Consider the following 20,939-nt stretch of genomic DNA (forward strand, 5'->3'; position numbering starts at 1 on the left):
AAGAGGCAAGAGAAACGGGGATTAATTAGGGATAAAGAGAGACGGGGCATGCCCCGTCTCTACATTAGATATTCTTACAGCTTACTTTTAATGTCCTTATCCCGTAACGAGGGATAGAGAGACGCATTGAACTGGCGCCTTTCTTCTCGGTGACGGTTAAGTCCTCAACCAGACGGTTATCCAATTCCACCAAGCTCGCTTTCACGTCTTGTCCTTGGAAGGTTATCGTTTTAGGGGAGGCATCGCTTTGGGCATTGAATAGGCGGATGTAAAGGTCATTACCTTTATAGACCATGGAGACCAACTCGTAGGCATTATTCTCTATCCGGAAAAGGGAACCGGATGTCAAGGTAGCATCGCCACCCAAGGTTGCGACCAAAGGCTCATTGCGTCGTTCGCTTTGTGTCCAAATACGGCTTTTCTCCCAAGTTCCGGCATGAGGGATCAAGGCATACGAGATCTCGGTCGGACGGTCTATGATATAATCCCGGCCCCACAAGCCTTTACCGGCGTATTGTACGTTCAAGGCCAATGGGAAATCCTTACCATGCGCATAGCTGGTCGTATGATCCGTGAATAATGACAGACCGCAAGAGTTATCCTTGCTCGCTACATCCACCCAATTCAAAATGATATTATGCTTGATGCTATCCCAACGATTGAAAAAGGTATTCTCCAACCGGCTCTCGCAAACATCGAACGGAGCGTCCTTATAAATCTGTTGGTTGGCGATCTGGGTAGGCAGATACACCAAAAGTTTGTAACGGTCGTCATAAAATGCCTTACGGGGATTATCCGCACGGAATTCGATACCCGGCTCACCAATGCGAGGGTTTCCTGTCCAATCCAGTTTAACACTCATATCGATGCGAGGCTCTCCCTGCGTTAACCGGATCGTTTGGGTAAATGAATACTTTCCGATCTTGCCTTTCACAGCTACCTTCACGAATAAGGGCCCTTGCTCCAACACGCTCACCTCAGCCGGTTGATCCATACTGGAAAGGAAACCGCCCTCATCGATAAAATATCCCCGAAGCTCATTGAACCCACGTTCATTCCGGTTATCCACGAATTCCTTGCCTCGTACGGCTTTCGCTTTCAAGCTTTCTATTACACCTCCTTTAGAGGGGTTTAGCACCAAGGTGTATAAATCACTTTCCATGCGAAACGTACCGTCTTTCTGTCTCTCAGCCTTCAAGGTTCCAGACTGTTTATCCTCTGCCTTCCGGATCGCATAAGAGGCATAACCGGCTGAGGGGACTTGCGCACGAAACAAGAGTTTTGAAATGCCGTCTTCCGTCAACCATTGAGCCGGTTGTTTCTTTCCTTGCTTATCAAGAACCACCCAATCCGAGTTTCTCCATGAGACGGGAACTTCCACCGCCACCAATTCATTCCGGTCGGTAGCCAAGGTATTATATACGTACACCGTGGATTCACCTTCCTTTTCTTTCAATAAGGACAAGGCGTTATCAATTATCTGACGGCTGTTTTGATTGGTCACCCCAGTCCAATCCGTAACCGTCTCCGCCCATGTCTTTTTCCCTTGTAGTTGATTGTAAGGAACGATCCAGCAATCATGATGCTGCGACAATAAAAGCGTGCGCCATCCCTCATCGATACGTTCGGTCGGCCATTCCATGCCTTTGTATAAGCGAGCGTAAGCCGCCATTTTCTCCGCACGCACGATAGCGTTCTCGGCTACCCGTACCTCTCCGGCCAAACGCTGCATGACCTGCGTTCCCCACATCAAGCCACCTAGGACATCCTCTTGCGAGAAATACCAATCATCCTGAGTAGTCCCGACGGAACAGTCTTGGATGTAATTCCGCCAAGTCTTATAGGCGGTCGGCGTATAATAGCCCGTCGTATCCTGTCCCAGCCAAGGGCCTTTATCCCAGCCATGGCTCCATGCAGCGTCTTGTATACACATTCCGACCGGGTGCTGGATACCGGTATCCAAACATTTATGGATGTAGTCCTTCGTATTGAACCACGAGATGGATTGCCAGCAAGAGCCGGGTTGTAAATCCTCGCAGGCGTAACGGGGTACGGTGGTCAGTCTCGTACCATCCGGCCCTACCCAATTCACCAACTCACCTCCGTAAGCGCTTACGTAGCCACCCCACATCGTATTCGGGTTCTTAGTAGAGGCATATGAGAAGCCGAATGACTTCAATATATACGGCAGGCAACTGGTAAAGCAAGGCTCTTCCGCCGAATAGGTGGTAAATACCGCCTCGGGGAAATGTTTCCGGATCAGCCGCATTCCATATTCGAATTGGCGGATAGCGCTCTCGCCGGATGTTCCGAAGAAATAACTTTGGGCATAGGTCGGGTTTACATACTCGATCCGCCCGCTCTCCACGGATTGATCCTTAAATAAACGCTTGAAAGCCTCGTAACCTTCAGGGTCTCGTTGCCGTACGACTTCCCATGATTCAGGCTCGATCTCGATATTGATATTCCAGTTGGGATTCTGCCTTAATTTCTGGGCGATAAAGGCGGTCTGTCCCACCGGGTAATGCCCGTAGATACCGCCATGATAGCCATCGATGAAATAGGCTTGTTGGGCATCCGCCCAACCGGCCAACAAGAATTGGCTTAATACGAATATCGCTAGTTTCTTTTTCATATAACTATGTACTATTAATTCACATTTAGAATACTTCCAGTCGGTGGGAGACGGGGCACGCCCCGTCTCTACAAGTCTGTAAATTTCTTGATCTCTATTCGCAAGGGGATTGGTTTATTTTGCTCATAGATCCGGTCGACCAGATTCTGTTGCTCATTCACGCAATCCTCACGAATCCCCTTGTGCATGTATTGTAGCCAAAGGTCGCCGTTCCATTGCAAGAAGATGTCGTGGGGACGGTATTTGCGCAAGGTGTCCACGGCAGCCTCGTCGCAGGCCCAAAGCATGCCCGTCTTCCGCATCAAGTTATATTCCACCCAATAAAATTCACGCATCTTACGCTCTTTCAACCAGCGTTCCTCGTTCATCTGGCGGATCTTCATCGCTTGTTTATACTGCGGGGTATTCTGAAGAAGAGCCATATTGATGCCTCGCTCCAACTCCCTCGCCGTAAAACGACCGATAAACTCCCCACCGATCGTCAACCCGTAATATCCATCCGACAAACCGCTCACGGACAATCCCTCATAATTCATCTCATCCATAAAAGAGATAACACTCAAGGCATCTGCCTGTGTATGTTTCTCATTATCATAATAAGAGGTATCGATAGGATACGGAAGCGATTTCGCCTCGTACGTAAAAGTAAGGTTATCCGAGGAAACAGACAAATCCGAGACACGGCAATTATCCGAGCGAGTCACCTTTTTCCCCGCTCCGTCTATCCGGATATCGGCTACCGGCTTACCGGCCAAGCCTTGCGCCTTCAAGAAGAGATAAGCCATGACCAGATGCCCGTCCGTAGAGGGATGTATACGATCCTTCCCGCACAAGGTATACATGGAATCCGCCGCTTGCTCCCATTGGTTGATCGCTACCATCGGGCGGTTGAAATCCACGAATCCCCATTGATTCTCCCGGGCACGGGCATTCAGGAAATCCACGATCTCCAAGATCGACGTATTCTTCCCCGGGAAAGCGACCTTATTGAAACGGGAAGTCTCGTCATAAGGAGAACTTCCGATCAAGATTTTCCTCACCTCCGGATACTTCTTATAGACCTCCTCGATAAGAGCATAATCCCGACAAGCTTTCTCTACCCGGTTCCGGGCGATCGTATCGGCCCCCGGCTTCCGAAAATCCATATAGCCGACATCGTTCATGCCAAAAGATAGCGTCACCACTGTAGGCTCATGTTCGAAAACCTTATCCAACCGCTGGTAAATCATCTCAGCTACATCCCCACCTACTCCCTCGTTAAAGATATCGATGCGTTGATCCGGGAAACGGGTCATATAGTACAGCCAGATATATGAATGATAATGACCACCGCAAGTAATGCTGTTTCCCACGAAGGCGATCCGATCTCCTTTCTGAAACGGAGCTATCGACTGAGCATATACTCCTGCAAGACCTGATAAAAGCAAACAGACAAACAAAACATATCTTTTCATCTCTAATTTCTCTCTTCTCTAATTTTCTGTGATGAATAATATATACCGTGTTAAAAAATATTACTATCAATAGTAATCGTATTTATCATGGATAATAATCCGGATTACTACGGATAGTAATATCCTCCCACACACCTCTAGTCTAGAGAATCGCCCGCTTACTTTTAGCGAACGACATCCTCACCGAGCAGAGGGTTCAGTTCTTTCTCACGCAAAGGTACCGGGAAAACCAAATCCGATTCTTTAAACGGATACGTATGATTAACCGCCTGATAGCCGAATAAATCAACCATTTGCTTCGATACCGGATCAAACGCACGGTGAGTACGCAACATATCATACCATCCTGTAAACTCATAACAGAGTTCCCACGCACGCTCTTTCAATACTTGATCAACCGTGATCGAAGTTGGTCTCGCCTCATCAGGCAACGCACGGTGACGAACTTGGAAATAAGCATCTACCGCCGTAGCGTCAGAAGTAGATCCTCCATCCAAGGTAGCTTTTGCCTCCGCACACATTAATAGAACATCCGCATAACGGTAAACCGGGATATTCGCCCCGCTCTTTCCTGTAGATTCCGCATTCTCATCCCAATATTTGCATAGATAAGGAACATCCAAAGTAATCGTTGTCTCCGGATCACCATATTTGGGTTTAGAAGTATAGAAAAACTCCTCATTCCGTTTACGAATATCTTGGTCATCATAACTTTCATAAAACTCTTTACGAGGAGCCAAACCACCCCCATAAGCCGGAGTAATGGAAATCGGTTGTTCCGGATAAGGCAAAAGGCCAAAATGGAAAGGAGCCCCGGCATCTTGCGCCTCACGCTGGATCATAAAAATATGCTCACCACTATTTTCGTTCTCTAACGCACGTAAATCCTTATAATCAGCGAACAAGCTAAAGGCTCCACTGTCAATAACCTCCTTGGCTTTCTCGTAAGCCAATTGATAATACTCATTTCCTTTTTGAAGCGGATAACCTGCCATTGTCAAATAAACCTTGGCTAAAAGGGTTTTGATCGCTCCCATAGAGACATGGCCTGTTTTATCACTCCAATCCAAACCGGACTGCTCCGCCTTTTTCAAGTCTTCCACGATCTGGTTATAAATATCTTCCTTAGGAGACCTTGGAATCTTCACCGTATTCAAGTCTACCGTAGGTTCCGTCTTCAACGGGATATCCCCGAATAATTGTACCCCTTGAAAATAGTAATACGCCCGCAAGAAATAAGCCTCTCCCAGATACTTCGCTTTCTGGCTCTCGCTAATAATATCCGTAGCGGAAACATTTTGAATCACGCTATTACAATTTTCCAAAGGAAAGAAAGTAGCCTTCCAGAAGTTACGAATAATGCCGTTACTCTCTTCCAAACCGGAAAGCAACAAGAACTGGTTCTGCTCATTACCGGCCGCACGAGGACGATAACTAGTACCTACAAGATATTCCAAGTTAAAAAGGTGAACTGTGGCAATCTCGAGGTCGGAACTCAACAGATCATCAAGCCCGTCATAAGTGCCATCCACAGCCGCCTTTATCTGGTTCTCTGTCGTATAATATTCAGAAGGACTCAAGAAGGTTTTCGGGTCTTCCTCTAAAAAATTCGTACAGGATGTAAAAGCCATTGTCGCCGAAAGCAAGCCACACATCCATACATGCGCTTTATTTTTCATATCTTAGTTTTTTACGAAGTAAAGATTAAACAATTAGAAATTAACACCTAAAGTAAATGAATACGTACGAGGTTTGGGATAGGTATAAAAATCCACTCCTTGCTCAAATACAGCATCATAACTCGTCACCTCCGGATCACTACCAGAATAGTTCGTAATCAAGAACGCATTCTCCACATTGAATCCCAAGGATAAACTCTTGATGTGAGCGGCAGAAAGCATACGGGAACTAAAGTCATATTTCAAGCCGATATTACGTAAACGCAAGAACGAACCCGGCTCACAACTCCAAGAATCTACGTCATTCTCATATCCATCTCCCGGAAGGCGCAAGCTAGGCACCATCGTGTTTTGGTTTTCCGGCGTCCAAGCGTTCACCGGAATGTCCGCATAAGCATTGGAGAATGTCACACGGTTACCCATCAACTGGCGAGTGAAGTTAATCAACTTATTACCATACACCCATTGTAAATCAAACATAAACGTGAAGCCTTTCCACGAGAATGTATTTGTCATATTCATCTCGAATTTAGGAGCGCCATTTCCGATATAGTCTTGGTCTTCACCATCCTTCATTCCATTACCATTTTTGTCCCAATACTTGATATCGCCGGGTTTCTTATTATATTTAGCGGCTTCTTCCGCCTCATCGGTTCCCCATGTACCTAGGCGAACATAGCCGTAAAGGGCATTTAAAGGATGTCCCTCTTCAATACGTCCTCCCCATTTACCAATGATATTATCATTTATATCCAGTACCATCGATCGGTTCATCGTATAATTCCAAGAGGTAGTCCATAAGAAATCACGGCTTTGGATATTGCGTGTATTCAAGCTCATCTCAAGACCTTGATTACGGATCTTACCCAGATTTGTCATAGTTTTCTCATATCCCGAGTTAGAAGGCAATTGTAGCTCATACAATAAATCAGTCGTAATCTTATGATAATAATCCGCCATAAACTCGATACGCCCATTAAAGAAACTCAAATCGATACCCGCATCAAGTTGTCTGGATTTCTCCCAGCGTAAATCCGGATTTGCCATACTTTTCAACGTAACGATCGTCGTCATATCCTTGCCAAAAGGAAGGCGTTTATTCTCATAACGTGCCATAGACGCATAATCACCGATTTCCGCGTTACCCACCGTACCGTAGCTCAAACGGACTTTCATATCATCAATCACCTTTTTTGCGTTCTCGAAGAAATTCTCATTGGATACACGCCAAGCGGCCGAGAATGAAGGAAAGAAACCATATTGGTTATTCAAGCCAAAACGAGAAGAACCATCCTCACGGAAAGAAGCGCCCAATAAGTAACGATTGTCAAAATTATAGTTGATACGGGCATAGTAAGAATTCATTTTATTATCCGTATAGTCTGAGCCAACCTTAGAACGTACGGTGCCGACTCCCATATTATTGTACTCAAAATAATCATCGAAGAAATTCTCGGCCCCTAGCTCGCTTTTCTCTGTTTTTGAGTAATACCAACTGGCTCCCGCTACGACATTCAAGTTATGCTTATTCCAGCTTTTATCAAAAGTCAAGTAGTCCTCATTCGTCCACGACATCGTATTTCGATGTGCTTTCTCCGCTTTACCCTTTTGAGTATCTCCATAGCCGAATAAGGTACTCGGGTTATAAGATGAATTGATATAAGAACCATCCTGGCGGCTGAAGCTAGTCGTTAACTTTAACCAAGAGGTAATCTTAAACGTACCAATCACGTTAGCCAACGTGTACTGATTCTTATCGATATTCTTACGTTCCTTTAAAATCCTCACGGGATTCTCCGTATCTTCCGCACCTGGATAATCTCCTTTACGGGAATAGGTACCATCCTCATATTGAACCGGAAGGAACGGTAATGCTTCCAATGTATACCGAGAGATCGCATTCTCCGAGTTTCGGGCATTACTAGATCCAACATTCAACATGGCCTGTAAATGGAACCATTCTTTCAAATCCCATCCGACATTGATAAATGCGTTTAACTGACGTTTATAGGTCTCCAACATTATACCTTGATTATCTTTGTAACTTACATTCGCCACAGCGGTCAGCTTATCGCTTCCTCCAGAGAAACTAAGTGAATGCTGATGAGAAAAAGCCGTACGAGTCACGGCATCCTGCCAATCCGTATCATATTTCGGAGTCCCGTCCGGATTGAACAGGTCATTCTTATGCGTAAACATATTGCTCGGATCCAGATGGGGAGCGATACGTCCCGGTTGAGCCTCATAAGCACGCTTGAATACATCCAAAGCCTCTTCCGCATTTAAGACATCGACTTTACGAGCTAACGTTCCTGCTGACAGAACTGTATTATACGAGATATTCGTCGTATTTTTCTTACCTTCCTTTGTTGTTATCACCACAACGCCATTCGCACCTCTCGCACCATAAATAGAAGAGGAAGTAGCGTCTTTCAAGATATCGATAGACTGGACAATATTCGGATCAATCTGGTCCGGATCCACGCCAACCACACCATCGACCACATATAGCGGTGTATTAGAAGAATTCAAAGAACCGATACCACGGATTTTTATCGCAGGACTACCACCCGGCGCACCAGAATTCAAGGCGATATTAACACCAGCCACCTTTCCGGCCAATCCTTGGAATACGTTCGTGGCATTCGGACGCTCCAATAACTTCTCCGAGTCTACGGAACCCACTGATGTTGACAAGTTTCGTTTCAACATCGTACCATATCCAACGACAACGACCTCTTCAAGCGCCTTATAATCCTCGGCCAACTTCACGTTAAACAGTGTACGATTCCCGACCTCGATCTCTTGCTCCGCATAGCCGATATAGGAAAATGACAGGATATCGTTATTAGCCGCATCCAAGCTAAACTTTCCATCCAGATCCGTAACCGTACCGACCGTCGTACCCTTAATCACGACATTGGCCCCGATAACCGGTATGCCATCCGGATCCGTAACGGTACCGGAGATCTTTTTCTTTTGTTGCTGTACGGCGTCTTTCTTCAAGATCGTGATGTGCTTACCTGATATGCGGTAGGTCAGGTTCGTGTTTTTCAACAACTCATTCAACACGTCGGTGACTTGGCGATTCTTCACCTGTATATCCACCTGCTTACTATTATCGATATCCTCGCTCTTATAGAAAAACATGAACTCGGTCTGTTTCTCAATCTCCGAGACGACATCATAGAACGTCCCGTTCTTTACTTCTACCGTAACTTGAGCTTTTTGCGCATAGGTATCCGCCGAGACATGCAATATACCCAGTATTAAAAAAAGCAATGTGATCTTCATGATTGATTTAATTTTTTTAGGCAATAGCTCATCGCTATTCCAGACTTTTTCCATAAGTTTGTAATTATTTTTTATTAATGACTTACCTTGCTCGCTACTTTTTAGAGGACAGCGATAAAGGTGATTAAACGAATAATGAACGTCTAAGAATCGGGGGTGAGTGGTGTCAGTCCCGATTCTTTTTTGTGATCAGGTATTTGTCATAGGCAATTCGAATGTTTAAGGTTATACATCTATTATTTTGTTATTTGCTCCTCGCCGATATCAGGATATCTTTTCCGTCTTTCGTGAAAGTGAATTGTTTCTCCGAGTTAATAATATCTAGCACCTCTTGTATACCTTGATCCAAGGAGAAGGTTCCTGTGTAGCGGATGTTCCGCAGACTGTCATGCGCCAAGCGGATATTTACCCCATAGTAATTCTCCAGACGTTTTACGATAGAGACTAAGGTCTCATCCTTGAAACGATATTTCCCTCCTACCCAAGCGTTCGAGATCGAGGCATCTGTCTCTGACAAGAAAATAGAGCCGGTCCGGTTATCCGACCGGGCTTGTTGATTCGGCTTTAGCTTCATGCTACTCATTTTCCGTCCTTGAGCGTCAAAAGATTCCAACAGGATACTACCACTTAATAAGGTGGTGACGCTAAAGCGATCATCGTTGAAAGCCTGTATATTGAATGAGGTTCCGAGTACCGTGATTTGTTGGTTCTTTAGTTTTACGATGAAAGGTTTCGAATGATTCTTCGCAACCTCGAAATAGGCCTCACCCTCCAGATGAACCACACGCTCATCTCCATTAAAAGAGGTGGGGTATTTAAAACGGGTGGAGGCATTGAGTATGATCTTACTGCCGTCGGATAGCAATAGCGTGTTCGCACGTCCGCCTTTTTCCACTACGATCTCGTTATATTCCATATCGCCGGCATATAAACGATTGCTTATCCATTGATTCATACCCACACCTATTCCCATAGCGATTACGATAATCGCCGCATATCTCAAGAATGAAAGCCAGAACTGTTTGCCAAGGACCTTGGATTTCACAGATACGCCAGAGATCGCATCCAGCTTTCCAGCCATTCGCTCCCAACTACGCTCCACGGAATAATGGTTCAAGAACGCCACTTCTTTCCGAGTGTCAAAAAGCCCCTTAAGCTCAAAGAAGTGGGCTTTATTAGCGTCACTCTCATGAATCCAAGCATCCAACACTCGAAGTTCATCCTCTTGAATCTCGTTCTGCAAATAGCGTATGATCAGTTCTTCTATCGAATTATTAGATTCCATTTTCTGTTTCATTTATAATATATACGACCGGTTTCCTCTTTTTACTTACGTATTCTACCGTATTTTCATCTAAAAAATAAAACCAGTGCCAGAAGCGCCAACACATTCCGTATGATCTTCAATCCTTTATAGAGTTGCGCCTCTACCGTACGTTGAGAGATATTTAGCATTCCTGCGATCTCCACTGATTTCTTCCCGTCCACATAAGCCAACGTAAAAACCTCTCGGCATCTGTCCGGTAACTTGGCTATTTCCCGGTAAACGGAGTCCAGACGCTCTTTCTCCAGCTCCGCCGCATCCGACTGATTATAATAATCTATCTCCTCTATCTTTAGTCTACGAGCAACCTCATCCGCATAAGTCATTTCTATTGATTTATGCTTTAGGTAATCGAGGCAAGCATTTTGAACGGAACGGAATAGGTATGTCTTCAAGCCTTCTTCCACGGAATAAATCTCTTTCTTTTGCCAGATCTTGATGAATATATCATGCACTAAATCTTCCGCCGTATCGCTATCCACATATTTCGAGGCATAAAAGATCAGTCTGGGGGCATTCTCCAGATATAATAATTTAAATTTATCCAACTCATGGTTCTTAATAATATAGTCTTTCATGCTCAATGTGGACATTTCTTGTATTATATTAGACAGTTCAAGGCTTCTCCTTTATCTATATACGATCATAGAAACAGATCTACTTACGCCCACACGAAAAAAATAACACAAAAACAAAAAGCCCTATCCGAACTTAATCAGATAGGGCTTTCAGATTATTCTATCGCTAGATATTATCTCAACGGGATATATTGTACAAACGCCTCGATCGCCTCATAAGAAGCCAAACCTAATTGGCGATACAACTCCGCGGTAGCACGGTTGCGATCTTCGGCACGCTGCCAGAACAAACGCTCGTCGTCACCCAGATACGGAGCGCTCTCGGCCTGCGATTGATGCTTCAAAATAGCGTTACGTTTGAAGCGCAACTCCTCCGGACTGATAGGTACGGCCATCTCAATATGGTCCATTTCCCATTCTGCCCATGCGCCGCGATACATCCATACACGGCAGTTCTTCATCCATTCCTCGTCTTTCACCTCGTCGATAGCGGCCAGTACGGCATCCAGACAAACCTTGTGGGTTCCGTGCGGGTCAGCCAAGTCACCGGCGACAAACATTTGATCCGGCTTGATCTCGAGCAACAGGGCCTTTACGATATCCTTGTCGACCTCACTCAAATCATTCTTTTTCACTAATCCGGTCTCGTAGAACGGAAGATCCAAGAAATGAACATGATCGTCCTTCACGCCCGAGTAGCGGCAACCGTGACGGGCCTCCTCCCGACGGATCGTTCCTTTCATAAAGAGGACATCCTTCCGCTCCGGCTCGCCGTTCTCCACCTTCTCGTAACGCAGGTAGTTGATGATCTCGTTCGCCTTATCCTTCACGGCCGAGTCGGGAGAGTATTTCTCACATACATCACGCAAATACTCGCAATAACGGATTACCTCCTCGTCGCCTACGGCAATATTACCGGAAGTCTCGTAAGCCACATGCACATCATGATGCTGGTCGCACAAACGACGCAAGGTTCCGCCCATGGAGATCACGTCATCATCCGGGTGCGGACTGAATACGATCACTTTCTTCGGATACGGGTTAGCACGCTCCGGACGATTGGAATCGTCGGCGTTCGGCTTGCCACCCGGCCATCCGGTAATCGTATGCTGGATATCATTGAATATCTTGATATTTACGTTGTAAGCGGAACCATATAACGCCAATAGCTCACCCAATCCGTGCTCGCTATAATCCTTGTTTGTCAATTTCAAGATCGGTTTGTCCGTCAACTGACACAACCAAACGATCGCACGGCGGATCAACTTATTATCCCACTCGCAGCTAGTCACCAACCAAGGATGGCTGATACGAGTCAAGTCGTAAGCGGCGGAAAGATCGATCACGACCTTGGCGTTCGGATGATTCTGCAAATAGCTGGAAGGAACGGCATCGCTAACCTTGCCCTCAACGGTCTTAGCGACAATGCTAGCCTTATCCTCGCCCCAAGCCATCAAGATCACGCTGCGGGCGTTCATCATCGTAGAGATACCCATCGTGATGATACCTGCCGGGACATTCTCCTGCGAAGGGAACGTACGGGCAGCCTCCTTGCGAGAAGCGCCTTCCAACAAGACCATACGGGTACGCGAGCTGATCGTCGTTCCACCCACGTTGAACATGATATTGCTGGAGTTACCGATACCTAGCAACATGCAATCGATACCTCCCACGGATTGGATCGTCTCCTCATACTGGCGACAGAAATCTAGGATAGCGTCTTTCGGCATGCTTCCGTCCGGGCAATAGATATTCGCAGGATCGATATCGACCTGATCGAATAACTCCTCTTTTAAGCGAGCCAGATTTCCGGCGCTGGGATTAGCCAATGGATAGAACTCATATTCCACGAAAGCGATCACGTTGCGGAAACTTAATTTCTCCTCTTTATGCATACGGATCAACTCCTTGTAAACGCTTAGCGGAGAACGTCCGCCGGGTAAAGCGATCACGAAGGGCTTACCGATATCTTGTTTTTTACGGATTTGTGTTGCTATCTCTTTAGCGATAGCGAAAGAACCTTCCTCGGCCGATTCATAAATGTTTGTCGGAATCTTTTCCAAACGGGTTAAAACTGAATGCTCGAAAGCATTTTCCGGGCGATAATACCGCAACGGTATACGCGTCAGAGTAATTTGAGAACTAAGGTTCGTTTTCATGTTTAATTATTGATTTAGTATTACAATCTTACTTGAATCACAAATATATGAAATAAGTACTGATTTCGCCATACGTTGATAGAACAAATTTATTAGCCGAAAGGTTTGATCTATATCGCCTAAAAATAAAAAAGGACCGTCCCGGCCAGCCAAGACAGCCCCTCTCTTTATTATTAACGTGTTTAGACCAATGTATTTGTCTCTGGAACTAAGTTTCCCATGCTCCATACCGCACGCACGTTCAACTTACGATCCAAGATCACGATATCCGCATCCTTCCCTCTTTGCAAGGTTCCGGTGCGATCGCTTACCCCCATCAGGCGGGCCGGAGTCTCGGAAGCCATACGGACTGCATCGGCCAAAGGAATGTCAGCCTTCTGCACCATCGTACGTACCAGTACGTCCATCGTGGCGATACTTCCCACCAATGAAGAATGATCCGCCAACTTGCATACGCCATCCTCAATGATAATGCGGGGATCGGATAACGGCTTACCCTCGTTGGCTGCGCATGAGAGAGCGTCCGTAACCAAGCAAGTACGTTCCACTCCTTTCAGCTTATAGACCAATCGGAGGATCGTAGAGGGTAAATGACGCCCGTCAGCAATCACCTCTACCGTCATATCGTCCATCAAGAAAACACTTTCCACCGTTCCCTCGTACTTATATTCACGACGCTTATGGAAACCAGGCATGGCGTTATAGAAATGAGCCGCATGCGTGAAACCGGCATTGTAAGCGGTCTTAATATCATCAAACTCCGCTTCCGTATGCGAGATAGCGGATAGGATTCCCCTCGACTTCAAGTATTGGGCGAACTCAAGCGCACCCGGTATCTCCGGGCTGGAATCCCAGCGCTTGATGCAATCCGTGCGTTCCAATATCTCTTTATATTCTTTCGGGTCGGCGGGATTCTCCTTATCGATAAACAGGCTCGCCGCCATCTTCGGATTCAGATACGGTCCCTCGATATGCAATCCCAAGATAGGGCCGTCTTTTTTCCTCATCATCTCCTCGCATACGGCCACCGCCTTATCGATCACCCCGATTTCCGGAGCCAACACGGTAGGGAATATCGTCGTGGCCCCATGCTTCTGATGGGCAGCTACCGCACCGTGGAAAGCCTCTTCCGTACATTCGGAGAAGTCGAAGCCCCCACCGCCATGGATATTCATCGCCACGAAACCGGGAACGATCGACATTCCTTTCGCATCCACCACCTTGGCGCCAATCACCGCTAAATCGCTATTTGTAACCTCCAATATCTTCCCGTCGCTAATCAATACGGAACCATCCTTCATCCATCCTTGCGGCGTAAGGATATGGCCATTTATAATCTGTGTCAACATAATCGTTCTTGCTTAGAATAGTTTATTCGTACCTTCAACCAACTTACCCATCGCCCAGACCGCACGGACATTCAAGTCACGGTCCAACAAGACGATATCGGCGTCTTTGCCCCGCTGCAACGTTCCCTTGCGATCGGATACGCCCATGATACGGGCGGGAGTCTCCGAGGCCATACGCACGGCATCCTCCAAGGGGATCTCGGCCTTCTGCACCATCGTACGGATCAGGCGGTCCATCGTGGCGACACTACCCGCCAAGGCCGAGCGGTCGGCCAACTTACACACGCCATCCTCGATGATGACACGGGGATCGAAAGCGACTTGGCTATCACTGGCAGCGCAAGCCAAGGCATCCGTGATCAGACAAGTGCGTTCCACACCTTTTATCTTATAGACCAGACGAAGGATCGTAGGCGGCACATGGATACCATCGGCCACGACCTCGACGGTCATATCATCGAGTAGATAGATACTTTCCACCGTTCCCTCATACTTATACTCGCGGCGTTTATGGAAGCCCGGCATGGCGTTATAGAAATGGGTGGCGTGGGTATAACCTACCTCATAAGCGGTCAGGATATCCTCAAACTCGGCTTGGGTATGCCCTACCGAGGCGAGCACGCCTTTCGAGGTGATATATTTACCAAACTGCATCGCTCCCGGAAGTTCCGGAGCGGCATCCCAGCGCTTGATACAATGCGTTTCCTCCAGCAAAGGGATATATTCCTCGGGATCGGGATTCTTGATGTTCTCAGGGATTTGTCCACCAGCCATTTTCATATTGAAATAATGTCCTTCTAAGTGAAGCCCCAGAACCGGGCTATCTTTCTCGGCCATCAGTTTCTCGGTGGTCTCGGCGGCGGCACGGATCATCGGGATGGTAGAAGAGGATAAGGTGGGGAAGATACTGGTAGTACCGTGTTTCATGTGTGTGGCCACCGCCGCATGGAAAGCTTCCTCGGTGCCTTCCATAAAATCACGGCCTCCACCTCCGTGCACGTGAATTTCCACGCCTCCGGGGACGATGTACATACCTTTGGCGTCTATCAAGGTTGCCCCCACTACCGCTAAGTCGCAGTTTGTCACTTCTAAAATCTTCCCGTCGCTTATCAATACCGAGCCGTCTTTCAGCCAGCCTTGCGGGGTAAGAATCTTTCCATTAATGATCTGTGTTAACATGATATGTGTTTTAAGCTTTCGCGTTTCTTTGGATAGCAAAGTTAAGGACTTTCTTTTTAAAACGAGTAAGCTATTAGAGGTTATTTTCAAAGAATAATCAAAATGACACTTTGTAATCCGAACCTCCGGAGAATCGAATATTCCGGGCCCTAAGTACAGCTCGCCTCTAAATCCGAAAGAAAATTTCAGTAATCAACTAATGGCCAACACCATACCCCAAAACAGCCTTTTATTCTAGCGAAATCAATTCATCCTAATTCATATCAAAGGGAGAGATTGGTATCATTTATAGGGTTACAATACGGTTCTAGCAGGGTAAGAATGCCTATTCACAAGTAGTCATAACCCTATTCTTGAGTAGTCACGATGCCCAACGGCGGCATATGCGTCGGCCGATGGCAGTACTGGCGTAGCCCAATGCGGCCTATCACGCATGGGAAAAGGGATATTCTCCCTTTTAAAAGCCAGCTCTCGCACTCTCTCTTCCGCTATTTCGCATCATCAACGGCAAGCACTTGTCACGAAAACAGGAGTATTTGAATCAAAAAGATCAGATAAGCTGCCTTTCACTGGCTAGCAGCCTTTTCATGAATCCTGCGTATTCAACTCTTCCAACTCCATTGTCCGTTCGGTCCATAGATCCATCGCATCGGAAAGTTCTTTTTTTAGGGCAGAATATTCACCGTAGAGAGAAGCGTCGGAGGCACCTTCCGGCGTAGCCAGCTTCGCCTCGATAACGGCAATGCCATTCTCAAGCTCCGAGATACGGGCCTCGGCCTCGGCAACAGCTTTCTCCGCTTTCTTAATCACTTTACTCAGTTCCTTCCTTGCCTCATAGGAGAGCTTGTTATGGGATACCTGAGCCTCACCGGTACCGGACATGGAAGTACTCGTCCCAGTAGAACGTTCCAATTCACGCAAGCTATCCATTTTCTTATGCTCCAAGAAATTATAGATGCCGCCTAAATGCTCGACGACTTTCTGGTTACCGAACTCATAGACCTTATCGACTAGGCCATCCAAGAACTCACGGTCGTGGGAAACCACGATCACCGTGCCGTCGAACTCCCTCAAGGCGTCTTTCAGCACGTCTTTCGAACGCATATCCAAGTGGTTCGTCGGCTCATCGAGAATCAGCAGGTTGACCGGCTCCAATAACAAGCGGATCATCGCCAAACGGGTACGCTCGCCACCCGACAGGACTTTCACCTTCTTATCGGAGGCCTCGCCGCCAAACATGAAAGCACCTAGGATATCCCGTATCTTCAAACGGATATCCCCTTGGGCTACGTAATCGATCGTATCGAAAACGGTAAGGTTCTCGTTCAATAGCTGCGCTTGGTTCTGGGCGAAGTAACCGATCTTCACGTTATGGCCTAATTGGAGCTTTCCGGTGAAATCGGCAATCTCTCCCATGATACATTTCACCAAGGTAGATTTACCCTCGCCGTTCTTTCCGACGAAAGCTACTTTATCGCCCCGATTGATTGTCAAGGTCACATGGTCGAAGATCAGATGATCGCCATAACGCTTCGCCACCTCCTCACAGATCACCGGATAGGAGCCGGAACGGGGAGCGGGCGGGAATTTCAGTCGCAGCATGGCTGTATCCACATCATCTACCTCGATACGTTCCACCTTCTCCAATTGCTTGATGCGGGATTGTACCTGTACGGACTTCGTGGCTTTATAACGAAAACGCTCGATGAAAGCTTCGGTATCGGCCAGTTTCTTCTGTTGGTTCTCGTAAGCGCGTAGCTGCTGCTCGCGGCGTTCGCGGCGAAGTACGACGTACTCCGAATATTTTACCTTATAATCGTAGATGTTCCCCAACTCAATCTCAAGGGTACGAAACGTGGTATTATCGATAAAGGCACGGTCGTGCGAGACTAAGATCACGGCGTTGGCACGGGTAGCGATAAAGTTCTCCAGCCATTGGATGGACTCGATGTCCAAGTGGTTCGTCGGCTCATCCAGTAGCAAGACATCCGGCTGGCGGAGCAAAAGCTTAGCTAGTTCGATACGCATACGCCATCCACCGCTGAACTCGGACGTCGGGCGATCGAAGTCCTCACGGGAGAAACCTAACCCGATCAACGTACGTTCCAGCTCGGCGTGATAATTATTGCCGCCCATCATCTGAAAATGCTCGGTCAAATAAGTGACACGGTCTATCACCTTTTGATAACCTTCCGACTCGTAATCCGTACGCTCCGCCAATTGGGTATTCAAGCGGTTGATCTCCTCCTCCATCTCATGGATATGCTCGAAAGCGCACTCCGCCTCCTCCCGAACCGTACGGGTATCCACCAATTGCATGTGCTGGGGCAGGTATCCGATCGTGACCTCCTTCGGCACGCTAACGGTTCCCGATGTGGGTGATTGCAGACCGGCGAATATCTTCAACATCGTCGATTTACCCGCTCCGTTCTTGCCCACTAGGGCGATACGGTCCTTCTTGTTTACCACAAATGAAATGTCATCAAAAAGCGTGAAACCGCCAAACTCAACTGTTAGTCCTTCAACCGAAATCATACTGTCTCTTTAATTTATGACCGCAAAGATACAACAGTTCAAGGTTTACTCACAAACTTTTCAATTAATATCAGCACATCCTTATGCAACGGAAGGGCCGGATCGGTATAGGTAGCCATCTGTTTTTGCTGATCCATCGTATCGCAAGTCTTCATCAGATGGTTCATATTCCCGATCAAATGGTAATCGGCCGAAGGTTGGGATCGCTTCAATAGTTCGGCGTCTTTTACGGATACTTGCATATCCTTATCCCCTTGCAAGATCAACACCGGGACTTTTAGTTTCTTGATGATTTCCTGCGGATTATACGTATACCATGAGATCATATAAGGCTGTACCGACGAGCGGAACAGGGCTTGCAAACCGATCGGCACGTCCGGTACGAGCTTCCCTTCCTTCAAGGACGTGTTTATGGATCTCACCATATTCCGGATCACTTCCGGTTGACCGGCCATCTGTTCCTCTATGATCTCATAAGCGGGACGCCCCGCACCCGCCACCGAAATGTATCCTTTCACTTTCGGATTATCCACCGAAGCCGCCATACCGACCAACGCTCCCTCGCTATGCCCCAACACATAGATTCCGGAGATCCGTTTGTCCTTGCTTAAATAATCGATCCAGCCTCGTGCGTCCTTGATCCCGTCCTCGAAACGCATGGAATACTCATCCTTTCCGGCCGAGGCGCTCGAAGCGATACCCCGCTTATCATAACGCAGGGAAGCGATACCCTTCCCTGCCAGCCCTTCCGCCAAATATCTCAAGGAATTATTCTTACCCGGCAAGGCGGCGGAGTTCCCGTCCATATCCGTAGGGCCGGAGCCGGGGATGATCAATACCACAGGATAACCGGACTCCTGATTGGGAGTTACCATCTTCCCTTTTAATACCCCGGTAGACGTATTCAACACCACCGGACGCTCATTCAACCGTACAGGCAACTGGGGCAGACCAGACAAGGATACGAGAAGAAAGCAAACGAAAGCTATCAGTTTCTTTTTCATAACGGAATCAATTTATATACTTAAAGCACACATGAGACATACAATCTCAGTATCCGCCAAATGTAACTAAAAAAGGGGAAAACCTCTCGGCCTTCCCCCTTCTTTATCTAACATCTTTATAGGAAATTAATAACCCGGATTCTGTTTCAAGTTCGGATTCTTATCCATGCTTGTTTGAGGAATCGGCAAGTAACGGTTACGAGAAGAGAACTGGCGAGTCTCAATAACAGCCGTACCCGTGATTTCCGCACGTTTAGTAGGCTCAGACTCCCCATAATTAATCGTTCCTGTAACACGTAACAAATCACCATTCATGACTTTCTCGGCAAGCATCTTTCCATCTTCCTGCCAACGGACGATGTCCGCACGGCGCAAGCCTTCGCCGGCCAACTCTACCGTACGCTCACGACGGATCAATTCACGAAGTTTATCCTTCGTCCCATATTTAGCCTTATCCACTTCCCCCATTCCTACACGCTGGCGGATCTGGTTCAAATAACCATAGATCTCATCAGAAGGACCGCTCAGCTCATTCGCGGCCTCCGCATACGTCAATAGAACCTCCGCATAACGGAATACGATCGGACAAGCTCCCGAACTCCAAACATCTCCATATTGATCCATCGGATCCAAGTATTTCGCCCAAGTCAAAGCACTCTTGGAAGCATTATCTGTATAAGTCGGGAAGTTCTTGTTGACAGTACCATCTTGAAGTTTCTCATCCAAAGTATTCAAGACATCACCTCTCCAGTCACGTCCCGGATATAAAATGGTCATGGCCATACGAGGGTCGCGATTCGCGAACGGATGCTTTGCGTCATAAGTCTTCGACTCTTCTTTCGTCAATCCATCTGACATTTCATACATATCCACCAAATTCTGGGTCGGGACGATAGAAGACCAACCTTGGTCAACATTATTATACATTTGCCCGATGGTTCCCAATCCGTCCAACGTCTCAATATTCTGATCCGCTAGGATTATCTCTTTAGAATCCACTCCCGATACCTTAAAAAGATTCGTATAATCCGGATCCAACTCATACTGCTTCAAATCAATGATTGCCTTAGCTGCGTCTTTTGCCTTTTGCCAATCACCATAATACAAAGCCTCACGCATCTTGATAGCTAAAACAGCACCTTTAGCGATATAGCCACGAGCCTCCGGAGCCTCCGCAATCCCAGCTAAGGCCTCGTCTAAATCCTTAGCTATATAATCGCGTACCTCTTGTTCCGTATTACGTTCCACTTTAGCCTCGTCCGCACTTGAATAAGAACTAATAATAGGCACACCACCATACCACCAATTCATCAAGAAATACTTATAAGCACGGATCGCTTTAGCTTGAGCCACATAATTAGCTTTTACAGCGTCACTAGAAAACGTCACCTTGTCTACATTCTCCAAGAATGTATTCGCCTTACGAATCGACTTGTAATCATAAAGGATCTGCCCAGGATTAGAACTAGACAATGACCCATCCCCCCACGGGCGGAATCCTTCCCAAGGGAAATTATTATAGCCTATATCTGAGCCACAATCCAGATAAAGCAACGTATTTCCATCTAGCAAATCCTTATAACAGCCTACTATGAAGCCCTTCGCATCCGCCTCTGTCTGCCATGTGGTAGAAGGAGCCAACTGATCCTTAGGCACCGTATCCAGAAAATCCGAACACGAAGTAGATAACGCAGCCATACCAGCCGCCAACATATATATTGATAATCGTTTCATAAAATCTTCTATTTA

Annotated in this window: 12 protein-coding genes; all 12 read right to left on the bottom strand. The window is 46.9% G+C overall.

The features are described 5' to 3' along the window. Positions 1 to 64: 64 nt before the first annotated feature. The 12 genes from CI959_RS01700 to CI959_RS01755 all read right to left on the bottom strand — a co-directional run bounded on the left by CI959_RS01700 (position 65) and on the right by CI959_RS01755 (position 20,924). A complete protein-coding gene (locus tag CI959_RS01700; RefSeq protein WP_057317630.1) occupies positions 65 to 2,635 on the bottom strand; it encodes a glycoside hydrolase family 38 C-terminal domain-containing protein in 2,571 nt (856 codons plus the stop codon). Between the two features lie 68 nt (positions 2,636 to 2,703). After that, positions 2,704 to 4,089 (bottom strand): SGNH/GDSL hydrolase family protein, encoded by a 1,386-nt coding sequence (locus tag CI959_RS01705; RefSeq protein ID WP_057317629.1) that lies wholly within the window; start codon positions 4,087 to 4,089, stop codon positions 2,704 to 2,706. 164 nt (positions 4,090 to 4,253) lie between these two features. Continuing rightward, positions 4,254 to 5,768 (bottom strand): RagB/SusD family nutrient uptake outer membrane protein, encoded by a 1,515-nt coding sequence (locus tag CI959_RS01710; RefSeq protein WP_005861752.1) that lies wholly within the window; start codon positions 5,766 to 5,768, stop codon positions 4,254 to 4,256. Between the two features lie 33 nt (positions 5,769 to 5,801). Further along, on the bottom strand, positions 5,802 to 9,062 hold the full coding sequence (locus CI959_RS01715; protein ID WP_230327206.1) for a TonB-dependent receptor: 3,261 nt from the start codon (positions 9,060 to 9,062) through the stop codon (positions 5,802 to 5,804). A gap of 244 nt (positions 9,063 to 9,306) precedes the next feature. Further along, positions 9,307 to 10,347, bottom strand: a complete 1,041-nt coding sequence (locus CI959_RS01720; protein WP_005861748.1) for a FecR family protein — start codon at positions 10,345 to 10,347, stop codon at positions 9,307 to 9,309. 65 nt (positions 10,348 to 10,412) lie between these two features. Further along, complete coding sequence (locus CI959_RS01725; protein WP_005861746.1) at positions 10,413 to 10,979, bottom strand: RNA polymerase sigma-70 factor; 567 nt, start codon at positions 10,977 to 10,979, stop codon at positions 10,413 to 10,415. Positions 10,980 to 11,137: 158 nt separating this feature from the next. Continuing rightward, positions 11,138 to 13,123 carry a glucosamine-6-phosphate deaminase gene (locus CI959_RS01730; protein WP_005861744.1) on the bottom strand — a complete coding sequence of 662 codons (1,986 nt, stop codon included), beginning with the start codon at positions 13,121 to 13,123 and terminating at the stop codon, positions 11,138 to 11,140. A gap of 182 nt (positions 13,124 to 13,305) precedes the next feature. Beyond that, entirely contained in the window at positions 13,306 to 14,472 is a 1,167-nt protein-coding gene (nagA, locus tag CI959_RS01735; RefSeq protein ID WP_005861742.1) for an N-acetylglucosamine-6-phosphate deacetylase, read from the bottom strand. Positions 14,473 to 14,484: 12 nt separating this feature from the next. Next, entirely contained in the window at positions 14,485 to 15,651 is a 1,167-nt protein-coding gene (gene nagA, locus CI959_RS01740; RefSeq protein WP_036629182.1) for an N-acetylglucosamine-6-phosphate deacetylase, read from the bottom strand. A gap of 585 nt (positions 15,652 to 16,236) precedes the next feature. Next, positions 16,237 to 18,186, bottom strand: a complete 1,950-nt coding sequence (locus tag CI959_RS01745; RefSeq protein ID WP_005861738.1) for an ABC-F family ATP-binding cassette domain-containing protein — start codon at positions 18,184 to 18,186, stop codon at positions 16,237 to 16,239. Between the two features lie 38 nt (positions 18,187 to 18,224). Next, a complete protein-coding gene (locus tag CI959_RS01750) occupies positions 18,225 to 19,190 on the bottom strand; it encodes an alpha/beta hydrolase (protein WP_005861736.1) in 966 nt (321 codons plus the stop codon). A 126-nt stretch (positions 19,191 to 19,316) separates the two neighbouring features. Beyond that, positions 19,317 to 20,924 (bottom strand): RagB/SusD family nutrient uptake outer membrane protein, encoded by a 1,608-nt coding sequence (locus tag CI959_RS01755; RefSeq protein ID WP_005861734.1) that lies wholly within the window; start codon positions 20,922 to 20,924, stop codon positions 19,317 to 19,319. Between the last annotated feature and the right edge of the window lie 15 nt (positions 20,925 to 20,939).

This window comes from Parabacteroides sp. AT13, assembly GCF_002272965.1.
Taxonomy (GTDB): Bacteria; Bacteroidota; Bacteroidia; order Bacteroidales; family Tannerellaceae; genus Parabacteroides; species Parabacteroides distasonis.

What these genes read in the sequence shown, in the direction of transcription:
- CI959_RS01700 (WP_057317630.1), bottom strand. Translation starts at nt 2,635, where the DNA reads ATGAAAAAGAAACTAGCGATATTCGTATTAAGCCAATTCTTGTTGGCC.
- CI959_RS01705 (WP_057317629.1), bottom strand. Translation starts at nt 4,089, where the DNA reads ATGAAAAGATATGTTTTGTTTGTCTGTTTGCTTTTATCAGGTCTTGCA.
- CI959_RS01710 (WP_005861752.1), bottom strand. Translation starts at nt 5,768, where the DNA reads ATGAAAAATAAAGCGCATGTATGGATGTGTGGCTTGCTTTCGGCGACA.
- CI959_RS01715 (WP_230327206.1), bottom strand. Translation starts at nt 9,062, where the DNA reads ATGAAGATCACATTGCTTTTTTTAATACTGGGTATATTGCATGTCTCG.
- CI959_RS01720 (WP_005861748.1), bottom strand. Translation starts at nt 10,347, where the DNA reads ATGGAATCTAATAATTCGATAGAAGAACTGATCATACGCTATTTGCAG.
- CI959_RS01725 (WP_005861746.1), bottom strand. Translation starts at nt 10,979, where the DNA reads ATGTCCACATTGAGCATGAAAGACTATATTATTAAGAACCATGAGTTG.
- CI959_RS01730 (WP_005861744.1), bottom strand. Translation starts at nt 13,123, where the DNA reads ATGAAAACGAACCTTAGTTCTCAAATTACTCTGACGCGTATACCGTTG.
- nagA (WP_005861742.1), bottom strand. Translation starts at nt 14,472, where the DNA reads ATGTTGACACAGATTATAAATGGCCATATCCTTACGCCGCAAGGATGG.
- nagA (WP_036629182.1), bottom strand. Translation starts at nt 15,651, where the DNA reads ATGTTAACACAGATCATTAATGGAAAGATTCTTACCCCGCAAGGCTGG.
- CI959_RS01745 (WP_005861738.1), bottom strand. Translation starts at nt 18,186, where the DNA reads ATGATTTCGGTTGAAGGACTAACAGTTGAGTTTGGCGGTTTCACGCTT.
- CI959_RS01750 (WP_005861736.1), bottom strand. Translation starts at nt 19,190, where the DNA reads ATGAAAAAGAAACTGATAGCTTTCGTTTGCTTTCTTCTCGTATCCTTG.
- CI959_RS01755 (WP_005861734.1), bottom strand. Translation starts at nt 20,924, where the DNA reads ATGAAACGATTATCAATATATATGTTGGCGGCTGGTATGGCTGCGTTA.